This is a genomic window from Sphingobacterium sp. 1.A.4 (assembly GCF_002734245.1).
Classification (GTDB): Bacteria; Bacteroidota; Bacteroidia; order Sphingobacteriales; family Sphingobacteriaceae; genus Sphingobacterium; species Sphingobacterium tenebrionis.
On record NZ_PEAZ01000066.1, the window covers coordinates 1 to 13,397 of the forward strand.

The window sequence follows — 13,397 nt, forward strand, 5'->3', positions numbered from 1 at the left end:
CAGAAATGTCAAAATAATCCTTTGAACAATCAATACCTGTTACCATATTTGTATATCATATTTGTGGATTACAGCAGCTCTTATCATAACTTATCAATCGTAAAAACAGGCTCCTGGCCTAATGAACTGTCCAAGTTTATGATAGGAATAAGAGAGGGGGATTAACATTGCGAAGGGTCTCTCAAGGACCAATGACGATTAAAAATCTTACTCCCTCTCTCGCTGTATCCTAAATGAAATACAAAATTATATTCTGTCTCTTTAATTCCTATAACTTACTTACAAACTTACGATGACGTGATTAACAACTAAAATCTGATTCCCAGTCAGTTATGGTTGTTTAAACAATCAATCATCAACCTTTAACTATTATTTAACCTGTTAACAAATGTTAAACGGTACAATAATTGTTAAAAATCACGTTAATAATACGGAAGTGTAATAAAAATATTACGAAGCAGTTCCATCATGAATTTTTAAGCACAAACATCATCAAATTAATTATTGTGAAGAAACTCAATTTATCCATTTTAAAAGCATCCATTTTAGTAATCGGTTCAGTGGCTATCTTCAGCAGTTGTTCCGAAAGTAAATCAAAAGAAAAAACAAACTCTTCAAAAGCATTAGCCCTTCCGGTTTACACCGTAGAACAAGCTGATGCTGTTACGGTAAAAGACTATCTAGGTACCATTGAAGGAAAGGTCAATGTAGAAGTTCGTCCGCAGGTGGAAGGTCTATTACAAGAAATTTATGTCGATGAAGGTTCCTTCGTTCAGAAGGGGCAGCGATTGTTCAAGATCGACCCTTCTTTTTATCAGGAAGACCTGAACAATACGGTAGCCAGTGCCCGCGTAGCCGAAGCCAAATTAAAGAATGCCCAATTGGAAGTAGACCGATTGAAGCCTTTGGTAGACAACGAAGTCATCTCTGATGTTCGTTTGGCTGCTGCCCAATCCGATTACCAAGTAGCAAAAGCTGGGGTAGACCAAGCGAGAGCAGAGGTGCGATCAGCGCAATTGAGCAAGGATTTTACCGTGATCAAAGCTCCAGTGAGCGGCTATATCGGCCGTATTCCAAAACGGATCGGAAACCTGGTTAGCAAAGGCGATAAAGAGCCTTTGACCAACCTTTCCGATATTCAAGAAGTATATGTTTATTTCGCGATGAACGAATCCGACTTCCTCTATTTTTCCAAAGCGCAGGCCAAGAAGGACAGTATGGAAGGAAGAGCTTACGATAAACAGAAACGCCTAACCTTTCCCAAAGTAACCTTGGTGTTGGCAGATGGGGAGGAATACCCTATCAAAGGAACGGTAGATGCGGTAAATGGCCAAGTGGATAGAACCACAGGAGCAATTTCCTTACGTGCCACATTCCCGAATCAGAATAATATCCTGCGCTCAGGAAGTACCGGGACCTTAAAGATTTCAGAGGTGAAAGAGCAGGTGTTGCAGATCCCTCAAGTAGCTACCAGCGAACTGCAGGATAAAACCTTTGTATTTGTGGTCGATAAAAACAATAAAGCACAAAGGCGGAACATCAAACTGGCCGGAAAAAGTAAGGACAAATATATTGTCTCCGAAGGTCTCGCTGCAGGTGATCGCGTCATCCTCAGTGGATTTGACAAGCTTACCGATGGATCCATCATCCAACCGATCGCTAAGCAACAATAATCTCATTCTTAAACATAGGATAAAGAAATAATTGACCTCCATGCAAATGGGGGCAGCTATTTCTTTGTCCAACCCTAACTACTATTTATGTTAAAAACATTCGTCAATCGCCCAGTTCTAGCAACGGTTGTATCGATCATATTGGTGATTTTAGGACTTGTCGGGTTGAAGTTATTACCTGTTACCCGCTTTCCTGAGATTGCGCCGCCAAGTGTGGTGGTATCATTAAGTTATCCGGGAGCAACCGCGGAAACCGTCGCCAAATCCGTATTATTACCCATCGAAGAAGCCATCAATGGGGTAGAAAACATGACCTACATCAAGTCCACGGCTTCTAACTCGGGATCTGGTTCGGTTACTGTTTATTTCAAGACCGGAACCAATCCGGATGTTGCATCTGTGAATGTGCAGACCCGGATTTCCAAAGCGATCAGTGCTGTACCAGCAGAAGTGAATGAAGCAGGTATTACCACTATGCCGCGGCAGAGTGGGGTCATCATGACCATCAACCTATATTCCGATCATCGGGATTCGGTTTACGACGAGACCTTCTTGCAGGCTTTTGCCCAGATTAACCTCATGCGACCCTTATTACGGGTGGATGGGGTAGCCCAGGTCTCTCGATTAGGTGCGCGGGATTATGCCATGCGCGTATGGCTGAATCCTGAAAAATTAGCCCTTTATAATTTAGTACCGAAAGATGTAACGGATGCCATTAAGGACCAAAACTTTGAGATTGCACCCGGTAAATTCGGGGAAACCTCTGAAGAGGCTTTCGAGACCGTGATCAAGCATAAGGGAAGGTTCAATCAGCCTGAAGAATTCCAGAATGTGGTCATAAAAACCAATAAGGATGGTTCGGTGCTGTATCTAAATGATGTTGCCCGGGTGGAATTTGGTGCAACCAACCTCAATTCGGATAATAAGGTGGATGGGAATCCAGGATTGACCCTAAACTTAACACAGACCAGTGGTTCGAATGCCCATGATATTGATGTGGCGGTTCGGAAGGTCTTAGAGGAGCAATCGAAGATCTTTCCCGAAGGTATACATTATGATATTACCTATTCGGTGCGCGACCAGATCGATGAATCCATTTCGCAGGTAAAACACACCTTATTTGAGGCCTTTATCTTGGTATTCATCATCGTGTTTATATTCTTGCAGGATTTCCGTTCTACTTTGATCCCGGCCATTGCTATACCGGTTTCTCTGGTAGGTACTTTCTTCTTCCTGCAATTGTTTGGCTTCTCTTTGAACGTCCTGACGATGTTTGCCCTCGTTCTGGCCATTGGTATTGTGGTGGATGATGCCATTGTGGTCGTCGAGGCCATCCATAGTAAGATGCATCATACGGGTCAAAAAGCTAGAGCAGCAACCATATCCACCATGTCGGAAATTACTGGCGCTATCTTATCCATAACCATGGTGATGGCAGCGGTATTTTTGCCGGTAGGGTTTATGGAAGGTCCTGCAGGTATCTTTTATCGGCAATTTGCCTATACCTTGGCGACTGCCATCTTGATTTCTGCCCTGAACGCCTTGACCTTAAGTCCGGCCTTATGTGCCTTGTTGTTGAAGGCTCCGGAAGATGAAAAGGAAATCGGAAAAAAACAGAACAAATTCAACAAATATAAGCAACGCTTTTTTACCGCTTTCAATACCTCTTTTGATCGAATGACCAATAAGTATGTGGAAGGTGTTTCTAAATTGATCAAGAATAAGAAAGTGGCTTGGTCTGGATTGATATTGATTACGGCTTTGGGGGCATTCTTTATGATGAAATCACCTAAAGCATTTATTCCGACGGAAGATGATGGGTTTATTACCTATAACTTGGCGATGCCACCCGGAGCTTCCCTTGCTCGTACCACCGAAGTCCTACGAATGGCAGATTCTATTCTGAAACGCCATGAGGATGTGGAAGGAATGACCACCGTTTCGGGGTATAATGCGCTAGATGGTAGTTCCAGTCCGGCATTTGCGGCAGGATACATCACCTTAAAGCCGCATGCCGAACGGGAAAAGATCAAAGGTATCAAAGCTTTTATGGACACGATCCGTCAGGATCTCTCCCAATTGCACGAAGCGAAATTTACGGTCTTCCCAAGGCCTACGGTTCAAGGATTCGGGGATTTTGCAGGGATAGAAATGGTGCTTCAGGATCGATTGGGAGGTGATATACGGGATTTTAATGTGGTTGCCGATTCCTTTATCAATGAATTGAATCAATTGCCCGAAATCGGGAATGCCTATACCAGTTTTAAATCCAATTTCCCGCAATACGAAGTGAATATCGATGTGGTGAAAGCAAAATCCTTGGGATTGAGCATCAACAGCTTGATGTCGACCATTCGATCTTATTTCGCCCGTGTTCAGGCATCTGATTTTAGCCGATTTGGTAGACAATATCGGGTTTATGTACAGTCTGATTTTGATTTCCGTAAGGATCCAGAATCCTTTAACTCCATCTTTGTTCGGAATGATAAAGGAGCAATGGTGCCCATCAATACAGTTTTGACCTTAGATAAAATCGTAGGTCCGGAAACTATCACTCGATATAACCTCTATAATGCGATTACGGTGAATGCAGAACCGGCAGAAGGGTTCAGTACGGGCGACGCCATGGGCGCAATTGAAAAACTGGCGGAGGAAAAACTGCCTGGCAACTATGGCTACGAGTGGACAGGGATGAGTTTTGAGGAAAGCCAATCCGGTTCTCAGACCGTATTGATCTTTGCCTTAAGTATCCTTTTTGTGTATTTCCTATTGGCGGCGCAATATGAAAGTTATATCCTGCCTTGGGCGGTATTACTATCCATCCCTGTAGGATTAATTGGCGTTTATGCGACTATTGGGATTGTTGGTCTTCAGAACAACATTTATGTGCAAGTCGGTTTGATCATGCTGATCGGATTATTGGCAAAGAACGCGATTCTGATTGTTGAATTTGCTGTCCATGAACGATCAAAAGGAATGAGCATTGTTGATTCGGCCATTGATGGAGCTAAGCTACGTTTAAGACCCATTCTGATGACCAGTTTGGCTTTCATCGCCGGTTTGATCCCCTTGATGTGGACCGTAGGACCTTCGGCAATAGGAAATCATTCCATCAGTTTTAGTGCTGCAGGTGGTATGCTCTTCGGAGCAGTATTCGGCGTATTCATAATTCCTGTTCTCTTTGTGGTCTTTAAGACTTTGGATGAGCAGGTTAGAAATAAATTTAAAACAGAGGAAGAATAGAATAAATGAAAATATTAAGCATACATCGTATTGGGTTGGGTTTTATTGGTTTGTGTTTACTAATTGCGCAAGGTTGTAAGGTCGGCGAAAAATATACCCAGCCGACATTAAATCTTCCGGATCAGTTCCGCGGAGATACCTTATCCTATTTTGCGGATACTTCCAGTATCAGTAATATTTCCTGGAAGGATTTCTTTCATGATCCTACTTTGAAGGAATTGATCGATTCAGTATTGGTCAATAATTATGATATGAAAACGGCTTTGTTGAATATAGAGATTGCTAGTAAGCAATTGAGACAGAATAAATATAATTATCTACCGGAAGTGGATGCCACCATTGGCAGCATGAACAAACAATGGCGCTCCAAGGATTTTGGTTCTGGTCCTTCATCTAAATGGTATGAAAAGCATGGAACCAAAGCTTCAGAAAATATGTTTACCTATCTTTCTCAATTTGGTTCAGAGATTGGATTTAGCTGGGAGATCGATATCTGGGGCAAGATCAGCAATGCCAAAGATCAATTGAATGCGGAGTTTATGAACTCTCAGGAAGTTCGGAATGCCATACAGACTAATTTGATTGCCAACGTAGCAAAAGGTTATTTCAATTTGTTGATGTTGGATGCGAAGATCGAGGTGGCAAAGCGCAATGTAACCTTGAACGATAGTACCAAGAAAATGCTGGAACTACAATACCAAGCGGGAGAGATTACGGCCTTGGGTATACAGCAAACGGAATCGCAACGATTGATTGCTGCTTCATTGGTGCCTGAATTGGAGAAGGAGATTTTGATTCAGGAAAATGCCCTTCAGGTTTTAACGGGCAAGATGCCGGATAGGATAAAGCGGGGTACCAGCTTTGAGCATCTATTTGCGGAGAACAAGGATATTTCCTTAGGTAGCCCGATTGAAATCCTTCGAAATCGCCCCGATGTTCGAGGAGCAGAGCTCGAATTGATTGCATCCAATGCCAATGCGAACATCCAACAGGCTATGCGCTATCCTTCGCTTTCCTTAGGGGGAGAATTTGGGGTAAATGCCATGTTGCCGAAGAATTGGTTCTCCATTCCAGGAGCTTTACTGGGAGGGATTGGTGCTAACCTAACGGCGCCCATCTTCAAGCGAAAATCGTTGAAAACCAAATGGGAAGTGGCGAAATTGGAACGGGATAAAGCAGAGCTTTCTTTACAGCAGACTGTAGTGGAAGCCGTGAGCGAGGTATCCGATGCGGTCATCACGGTGGAGAAGCAGCGGGAACAGTTGGAATATGCCCGATTGCGAGTAGAGAACTCGCAAAAAGCAGTTCAGAATGCTAATCTTTTATTTAAGGGTGGATATGCGACCTATCTTGAGGTTATTACGGCCCAAAGTAATGCATTGAACTCTGATCTGGGCTTGGTGGAATTAAGACAGGAACATTTGGAATCTTATGTGAATCTATACCGCTCGTTGGGTGGTGGATGGCGATAGCAGCTGATTTTATCTATTGATTTTCGGTAAATCGAAAATCACTGCAGAGAACATATGCTATCTTTGCCGCATGGATTTTATTAGCATATGGAGAAATACCTGATCTTTCTGATTCTGGCGTTGATCACCGAAATTATCGGTACGGTATCGGGTTTTGGATCTTCCATTCTGTTTGTGCCAACGTCCTCTTTGTTCTTTGATTTTAAAGCGGTATTAAGTATTACAGCGGTATTTCATGTTTTTAGTAATATCTCTAAGATTACCCTTTTTCGAAAAGGTATCAATAAGGATATCGCGATCAAATTGGGAATACCAGCGGTGTTGTTTGTGATCATTGGTGCCTTATTGACCAAATATGTTCCGGTTAAGGAAATGGAATTGGGGATGAATATCCTTATAGCTGCATTGGCTATTTTTTTGCTATTCCGGTTCAATAAGCCATTGGCCCAGACAAACAAGAATCTTTATCTAGGAGGGATGATTTCTGGTTTTTTCGCCGGATTGGTAGGAACCGGCGGGGCGATAAGAGGGATTACCTTAGCGGCGTTCAACTTGCCGAAGGATATATTTATTGCCACTTCTTCACTTATTGATTTAGGGGTGGATTTTAGTAGAGCCGTTATCTATGTTTCCCAAGGGTATTTTCCGAAGGAATACATCGTGTTGATCCCTTTTCTGATCATCGTGAGTATATTGGGGAGTTATCTTGGGAAACTGATCTTGAAAAGAACTTCCGAACGTGTGTTTAAGTATATCGTGTTGGGGATAATCCTTTTAACCTCTGTTTTTCAGTTTATCAACTATTTTCTATCGCCAATTTGGTCTGCTGGTTAAAGGGGAGAAAGACCATGGGATGGAAGCAAGGATAAATAGACAGATCCAGATATAGCGTTTCCACAAAAAGCTGAACCCTTTCTTGCTATCGATGTATTTTTTAATCTGAAATGAGCATATATTCATCCAGACGATCGAGATACTCATCATGGTTACATGCTCCAATCCGAAAAACCGAACTTCCCTAAGCTTGATAGACTTTGGTATTTCCTTGAAAAAATAAGCTACCATTGGACTTTGAAGATAGAGCATCCAGCCCAAAAGCAGTTGTATATTGAAGATCATGCATAGGATAATTAATATGCGCTGATCGGATTTCGTAAAAGGCTTCTGGTTTCGATGCCCTAGGTATATCCATATCATTTGATAAATTAAAGCGATGATAACTATCCAACGGAAATAGGAGTGGAGTAAAAGGAAGTTGGAATAGTACATACGGCTTTGTTAAGGGCTGTTAAACTGGGCCAAATTTAAGGAAGAATGTGTAAATTAGTTTTTGGAAATAAAAAAATGAGTTTACCATGAGAAAGAAATTAATAGGGCTATTAGGAATATGTTTATTGGCAGTTGTAATTCCAACTGTTGCGATTAATGCCCAAGAGAAACCCGTTGAGAAGGATGTAGCTCAGGAAAAGCCTTATGATCCGAAAGCAGATGCGCAAAAGGATATTGATGGATTGATTGCTAAGGCGAAGAAAGAGAAAAAGAATATTGTGATTCAAGCTGGTGGAAATTGGTGCGTATGGTGTTTGAGATTTAATGATTACATCCATCAAACAAAATCAGTTGCGGATTTGATCAAAGACAATTATGTATACTATCATTTGAATTACTCCCCAGAAAACAAGAACGAAGCGGTTTTCAATAAATATGCGCCTGGAAAGGGAAAAGAATTTGGTTATCCATTCTTTATTGTGATGGATGCAACAGGGAAGGTGCTTACCGTTCGTGAGAGTGGAAATCTTGAAAGTGGAGCAAGCTATGATGAAAGTAAGGTGTTGGCTTTTTTCAAGGAATGGGTACCAAAAAAGAAATAAATCTCCTTAAGTCAAAGGTTTGAAATTGTTTTCTTGGTAATAGGCGATCTTGAACTGGAACATGCTCGCCATTCTTTCGCCTTGCCATTTGGCTTTCTCGGCTTTTTCGCCTTCGTAAAGTTCATCAACCGTTTTGGAGAACAAACCTATCCAATGGTCAAAATGAGTTTTATTGATAGGCATTTTAGCATGTGGGGGAAAGGGGCTACCATAATACGTATGCTCCTCTAAAAGCACCGTTTGCCAAAAGCGGTACATTTTTTCCAAATGTTCTGGCCAACGGTTCTGAATAATCCCATTAAAAATCGGTCCCAATAATTCATCACGTTGGATACGATCGTAAAACTTGTCTACGAGGATCTTTATATCATCTAAATGCTGAATATCTGGTTTCATGTTCTTTAACGAATTAGGATGCTTTCACCGGAGATTAATCCGGTTGCTAAATCATAGATACTGGTTGATTCCATCATGCTTTTAAGATCGGTACGAATCTGCACAAAGCTGTTGTGCATGGGGCAGGGTTTATCTTCATTGCAGGTAGTTAATCCTAAGGCACAACCTTCAAATAGCTTGTCGCCATCGATGGCAGACACTATATCTGCTAGGCGAACCTGATGCATCTGCTGTTGATCCATTTCAAATCCGCCGTAAGGTCCTTTGATGGAATGCAGTAATTCATGGCGCGACAAGGTACTCAACACCTTTGCCGTAAAAGCTTCTGGTGTTCCTGAATGCTCAGCAACCTCACCTATTTTAACTCGCTCACCTTCCATGGATTTACTGGCAATATAGATCATTGCCTTCAATCCATGCTCACACGCTTTAGAAAACATAATAAATCAATCGTTAAACAAATGTAAGGAAATTTAACTTGAGATTTGTGTTTCCCTCGTCATCCTGAAAAGTGATTTTCGTCACAGGGATTATACAGCTAATTCAAAAGATTAGGAATTTTCTTCCATCAATTCCTTATACTTCGGAAATCTTTCCGATACCAAGGATCTCCATACTGGATTCTTTTTGATAAAAGCATAAACATATGGACAGTAAGGAGATACCGTTTTTCCAGCTTCCTTGATATGTTGCAGGGTTTTCTCCACCAATGCAGCAGCTGCACCAGTTCCTGACAATGCTGCTGGTGCTTCGGTATGGATCAATGCAACAGTGCTTGACGTTTCTTTATAATCAATAAAAGCAATGTGGCCTTCAAAGGTTAATTCAAATCGATGTTGTTCTTCGTTTTTTACTAGAGGAATTTCTATAAATTGAGGTTTCATATCTTAATAACGATGGATTTCTATGGATGTTTTGTTCTTGTTTTAATAAAACAAAAATAACCTTATCACCATAGAAATCCATTGATGTATATCAAGAAAGGATTATATAACCATTAAATATAGGTTAAGCTTTAGGCTTCTGTATGGTACAGCTCCTCAAATTCCTTCCTGTACTTTTCTAGGATAACTTTACGCTTCATTTTAAGGGTAGGGGTCAATTCTCCATCCTCAATCGTAAATTCGTTTGCTAAAATAATCGGCTTTTTGATCTGTTCCCAATTACCAAAATGTTGGTTCGCCATTTGAACTTCCTTATTGATCTTTCTCAATACCTGAGGCTGTTTCAGAAACTCTATTTTTGGAAGATTTTTCAATTCAGGAGCTTCCGTTTTAGTCCAATCCTGTAAATGGGCATAATTCGGAACGATATAAGCCGATGCGAATTTCTGTCCATCACCGATTACCATCGCCTGTTCAATAAAATTGGATTCCAATAATTTCTTTTCGATAGGCTGTGGGATTACATACTTCCCACCAGAGATCTTGAACATTTCCTTTTTACGGTCGATGATTTTCAAGAAAATCTCATCTTCCCAAATTCCAATGTCGCCTGTATGCAACCAACCATCGATAATGGTTTTCTTCGTTTCTTCCGGATTTTTATAATATCCCTGCATTACATTCGGACCTTTCACCAGAATCTCACCATCCTCTGCCAATTTGATCTCCACATATTTTACTGCTGGACCTACCGTACCGATCCGTATACCTTTGATGTAGTGGTTTACAGAAATCAGGGGTGAAGCTTCGGTCATACCGTATCCTTCATACAAAGGAATTCCGGCAGCGAGAAATACACGGGCCAATTTGGCCTGTAACGACGCACTTCCTGATGCTACTGTTTTCAAATGCCCGCCAAGCGCCTGGTACCATTTATCCAATACCAAACGTTTGGCCACGCCAAGTTTGAGGTTATAAGCAAACGACCTGTTTTCCGGATTCGGATCATATTGTTCCGCTATTTCAACTGCCCAATCAAATATCTTGCGTTTAAAACCGGTTAAATCCAACCCTGCTTTCATGATTTTCTCGTAGACCTTTTCCAAGATACGCGGTACAGCCGTCATAATATGCGGCTTCACTTCCGTGATATTCTGTCCGATCTTATCTAAGGATTCCGCAAAATGTATGGTGATACCGATATACATGTAGGTATAAATAACCATCCTTTCGTAGGCATGGCAGGGAGGAAGGAAGGTTAAGGCGCGATCATATGCCTGGCAGGGGGTTATTTCACGTGCAGCTTCTACATTGGAAATAATATTCCTATGGGTAAGCATAACGCCTTTAGGTTTACCCGTCGTACCTGAGGTGTAAATCAAGGTAGCCAGATCGGAGGATTGAACCTGATTTCGGAGTTCCTCAATTTTTGCCATTGGTACCTGTTGCCCAACCTTAAATATCTCTTGCCAATTCCTCACCTCAGGATGTTCCTCAATACAGAAGATATACTTTAAGGTATAAACAGATTCCCTAATGGCTTCTAGACGTTTATATAACCCTTTATTGCTTACGATACAGAGTTTGATCTCGGCATCATTGATAATGAACTGATAATCGGTATCGGTGATGTTGGGGTAGATAGCCACCACTACTGCACCGATCTGTTGGATTGCAAAATCGATGATATGCCATTCCAAACTGGAGTCAGCAATCAGTCCAACTTTTTCATTTGGTTTTACCCCAAGTTCAACCAATCCTCTGGAAAGATTGTTTACCTCTTGAATGAAGTCTGTTGATGCGATATTTTTCCATTCTCCAGCCACTTTACGCGACATGATGGAAAGATTTGGGTATAGATCCGGCTGTCTAAAAGCCAGATCAAATAGTCTGAGATTTTCCTCCATAATAACATAATTTATTTGCTGCTTGAAGCAAATACTCGTTCAGGATAACAATTAATAAACTGAAGAAGTTTTGCAAAAGTAGGAAAATGAAATGAATACGCTTTAAGCAGTAAAAAAATGGTTTTATAATTATTTTTTGGCTTGTGCGGTTAAATTTTTTTATGTTTGTTTAAACGGATAACGAATGAAAACCTATAATAATCCAGTACTTGAGAAGCTCCCAAAACATCTATCAAGATATGTTGTAGAACAGAATTATAGCCGATACAGTTTTATAGATCAAGCGATTTGGAGGTATGTGATGCGGCAGAATTATGCCTATTTAAAGGACGTTGCTTATTACCCTTATATCCCAGGATTAAAAATTGCCGGATTATCCATCGAGCGGATTCCAGATCTGCAACTGATGAATGATAGTTTGAAAAAAATAGGCTGGGGAGCTGTCACGGTAGATGGTTTTATTCCTCCTGCAGCTTTTATGGAATTCCAAGCCAATTATGTTTTGGTCATCGCAGCAGATATCCGTCAGATTGACCATATTACCTATACCCCTGCACCAGATATCATTCATGAATCATCTGGCCATGCACCTATTATTGGCGAACCGGAATATGCAGCCTATCTGCAATATTTTGGGGAGATTGGTTCGAAAGCCATCAGCTCAGCCAAAGATTTTGAAGTATATGAAGCAATTCGAAACCTCTCCATTCTGAAGGAGAGTGAAGAAGCCACAGAGGCCGAGATCGAACAAGCCACACAGCATTTGGATCAAGTTCTTTCGAACATGGGCGAACCCTCCGAAATGACCTTATTGAGCCGCTTGCATTGGTGGACGGTAGAATACGGATTAATAGGCTCTGTTGATGATTATAAGATTTATGGGGCAGGTTTGCTTTCATCCATCGGTGAAAGTGCTACGTGTCTTCAGCCCGATGTTTTAAAACTGCCATATAGTTTGGATGCCATCAATTATAGTTACGACATTACCAAACCTCAGCCTCAACTTTTTGTAACCAAGGATTTCCATAAGGCCTATGAAGTGCTTGATGAATTTGCAGCTGGTATGGCTTTTAAAATCGGGGGAAAACTCGGATTGGAACGGGCGATCGGAAGCGAAAATATCTGTACAGTTCAATACAGTTCAGGAATCCAAGTTTCAGGAAGATTTGTGCCATTTTTAGATGCTGAGGAGCTAATTGCAGTTAAAACAGATGGCCCTACGGCCTTGGCCTTTGATGGAAAACAATTGGATGGACACGGAAAGACTTACCACGCTGAAGGATTCAGTTCACCCGTAGGAAGCCTGTTGAAGCAGAAAAAGCCTTTAGAAGATTGCACGCTTGATGAGCTTGGATCAATGGGCATTGTTCAGGATGATGCAGCTACCTTATATTTCAAATCTGGAATTTTGGTCAATGGCGTGGTGAAATCACTGCTTTTTAAAGACAATAAATTAATTCTGATCAGTTTTGAACATTGTAAAGTAATCCATGAACCAACAGGCCAAGTCTTGTTCGAGCCAGCTTGGGGAACTTATGATATGGCGGTAGGGGAAGAGATTACCTCTGTATTTGCAGGAGCTGCGGATAAGTTTGCCTACGAGCCAGAAGTAAAAGTCACCGAACTTAAAACGGAGAAAGCGAAGGCAGAACCTCAAGCAGAGCGATTAAATGAGATCTACAGGTTATTAAGAAGTATCAGAGAAGGTAATCCCCAAGAGTCTACCTTATTCGAATTATATGAAGAGGTGAAAATCTCCTTTCCGGAAGATTGGTTGGCTCTAGTGGAACTTTACGAGTTGACCATACATTTTGAATTCAATGAATTGGGAGTTTTTGTGAAACAAGCCTTAGAACAACGTGTAAAGGACAATCCCGAACTGGAAAAATTGGTTCAAGATGGATTGCATTTAGCAGAAACGCAACCCATCAATCTGGAATTAGCTTAATAA

11 protein-coding genes are annotated in these 13,397 nt (G+C 41.3%); 6 read left to right on the forward strand and 5 right to left on the reverse strand.

Going from position 1 to position 13,397, the window contains the following annotated elements:
• Nucleotides 1–506 precede the first annotated feature (506 nt).
• The 4 genes from CRJ00_RS11505 to CRJ00_RS11520 all read left to right on the forward strand — a co-directional run bounded on the left by CRJ00_RS11505 (nucleotide 507) and on the right by CRJ00_RS11520 (nucleotide 7,222).
• A complete protein-coding gene (locus tag CRJ00_RS11505) occupies nucleotides 507–1,673 on the forward strand; it encodes an efflux RND transporter periplasmic adaptor subunit (RefSeq protein ID WP_245153212.1) in 1,167 nt (388 codons plus the stop codon).
• An 87-nt stretch (nucleotides 1,674–1,760) separates the two neighbouring features.
• Entirely contained in the window at nucleotides 1,761–4,916 is a 3,156-nt protein-coding gene (locus tag CRJ00_RS11510; RefSeq protein ID WP_099367021.1) for an efflux RND transporter permease subunit, read from the forward strand.
• 5 nt (nucleotides 4,917–4,921) lie between these two features.
• Nucleotides 4,922–6,388 carry an efflux transporter outer membrane subunit gene (locus CRJ00_RS11515; RefSeq protein WP_099367022.1) on the forward strand — a complete coding sequence of 489 codons (1,467 nt, stop codon included), beginning with the start codon at nucleotides 4,922–4,924 and terminating at the stop codon, nucleotides 6,386–6,388.
• 87 nt (nucleotides 6,389–6,475) lie between these two features.
• Nucleotides 6,476–7,222 carry a sulfite exporter TauE/SafE family protein gene (locus CRJ00_RS11520; RefSeq protein WP_099367023.1) on the forward strand — a complete coding sequence of 249 codons (747 nt, stop codon included), beginning with the start codon at nucleotides 6,476–6,478 and terminating at the stop codon, nucleotides 7,220–7,222.
• On the opposite strand, the gene CRJ00_RS18620 is transcribed toward CRJ00_RS11520, so the two are convergent.
• Nucleotides 7,196–7,507 carry a hypothetical protein gene (locus CRJ00_RS18620; RefSeq protein WP_144038147.1) on the reverse strand — a complete coding sequence of 104 codons (312 nt, stop codon included), beginning with the start codon at nucleotides 7,505–7,507 and terminating at the stop codon, nucleotides 7,196–7,198. The two genes, CRJ00_RS11520 and CRJ00_RS18620, sit on opposite strands and share 27 nt — an antisense overlap.
• A 236-nt stretch (nucleotides 7,508–7,743) precedes the next feature.
• Between CRJ00_RS18620 and CRJ00_RS11525 the strand changes: the two genes are divergently transcribed.
• Nucleotides 7,744–8,259 (forward strand): thioredoxin family protein, encoded by a 516-nt coding sequence (locus tag CRJ00_RS11525; protein ID WP_099367024.1) that lies wholly within the window; start codon nucleotides 7,744–7,746, stop codon nucleotides 8,257–8,259.
• Nucleotides 8,260–8,265: 6 nt separating this feature from the next.
• Here the strand turns inward: CRJ00_RS11525 and CRJ00_RS11530 are convergent, their stop codons facing one another.
• The 4 genes from CRJ00_RS11530 to CRJ00_RS11545 form a co-directional block, all read right to left on the reverse strand.
• Nucleotides 8,266–8,655, reverse strand: coding sequence for a group III truncated hemoglobin (locus CRJ00_RS11530; RefSeq protein WP_099367025.1), 390 nt, complete (start codon nucleotides 8,653–8,655; stop codon nucleotides 8,266–8,268).
• Between the two features lie 5 nt (nucleotides 8,656–8,660).
• Nucleotides 8,661–9,095 carry an RrF2 family transcriptional regulator gene (locus tag CRJ00_RS11535; protein WP_099367026.1) on the reverse strand — a complete coding sequence of 145 codons (435 nt, stop codon included), beginning with the start codon at nucleotides 9,093–9,095 and terminating at the stop codon, nucleotides 8,661–8,663.
• 111 nt (nucleotides 9,096–9,206) lie between these two features.
• Nucleotides 9,207–9,539, reverse strand: coding sequence for a GNAT family N-acetyltransferase (locus tag CRJ00_RS11540; RefSeq protein WP_099367027.1), 333 nt, complete (start codon nucleotides 9,537–9,539; stop codon nucleotides 9,207–9,209).
• 131 nt (nucleotides 9,540–9,670) lie between these two features.
• On the reverse strand, nucleotides 9,671–11,446 hold the full coding sequence (locus CRJ00_RS11545; RefSeq protein WP_099367028.1) for an AMP-dependent synthetase/ligase: 1,776 nt from the start codon (nucleotides 11,444–11,446) through the stop codon (nucleotides 9,671–9,673).
• Nucleotides 11,447–11,630: 184 nt separating this feature from the next.
• On the opposite strand from CRJ00_RS11545, the gene CRJ00_RS11550 reads away from it, so the two are divergent.
• On the forward strand, nucleotides 11,631–13,394 hold the full coding sequence (locus CRJ00_RS11550) for an aromatic amino acid hydroxylase (RefSeq protein ID WP_099367029.1): 1,764 nt from the start codon (nucleotides 11,631–11,633) through the stop codon (nucleotides 13,392–13,394).
• The last annotated feature ends 3 nt before the right edge of the window (nucleotides 13,395–13,397 follow it).

Excerpts from the sequence above, each read along its gene's own strand:
- CRJ00_RS11545 (WP_099367028.1), bottom strand. The coding sequence starts at position 11,446 with ATGGAGGAAAATCTCAGACTATTTGATCTGGCTTTTAGACAGCCGGAT.
- CRJ00_RS11550 (WP_099367029.1), top strand. The coding sequence starts at position 11,631 with ATGAAAACCTATAATAATCCAGTACTTGAGAAGCTCCCAAAACATCTA.
- CRJ00_RS11530 (WP_099367025.1), bottom strand. The coding sequence starts at position 8,655 with ATGAAACCAGATATTCAGCATTTAGATGATATAAAGATCCTCGTAGAC.
- CRJ00_RS11540 (WP_099367027.1), bottom strand. The coding sequence starts at position 9,539 with ATGAAACCTCAATTTATAGAAATTCCTCTAGTAAAAAACGAAGAACAA.
- CRJ00_RS11520 (WP_099367023.1), top strand. The coding sequence starts at position 6,476 with ATGGAGAAATACCTGATCTTTCTGATTCTGGCGTTGATCACCGAAATT.
- CRJ00_RS11515 (WP_099367022.1), top strand. The coding sequence starts at position 4,922 with ATGAAAATATTAAGCATACATCGTATTGGGTTGGGTTTTATTGGTTTG.
- CRJ00_RS11510 (WP_099367021.1), top strand. The coding sequence starts at position 1,761 with ATGTTAAAAACATTCGTCAATCGCCCAGTTCTAGCAACGGTTGTATCG.
- CRJ00_RS11535 (WP_099367026.1), bottom strand. The coding sequence starts at position 9,095 with ATGTTTTCTAAAGCGTGTGAGCATGGATTGAAGGCAATGATCTATATT.
- CRJ00_RS18620 (WP_144038147.1), bottom strand. The coding sequence starts at position 7,507 with ATGATCTTCAATATACAACTGCTTTTGGGCTGGATGCTCTATCTTCAA.
- CRJ00_RS11525 (WP_099367024.1), top strand. The coding sequence starts at position 7,744 with ATGAGAAAGAAATTAATAGGGCTATTAGGAATATGTTTATTGGCAGTT.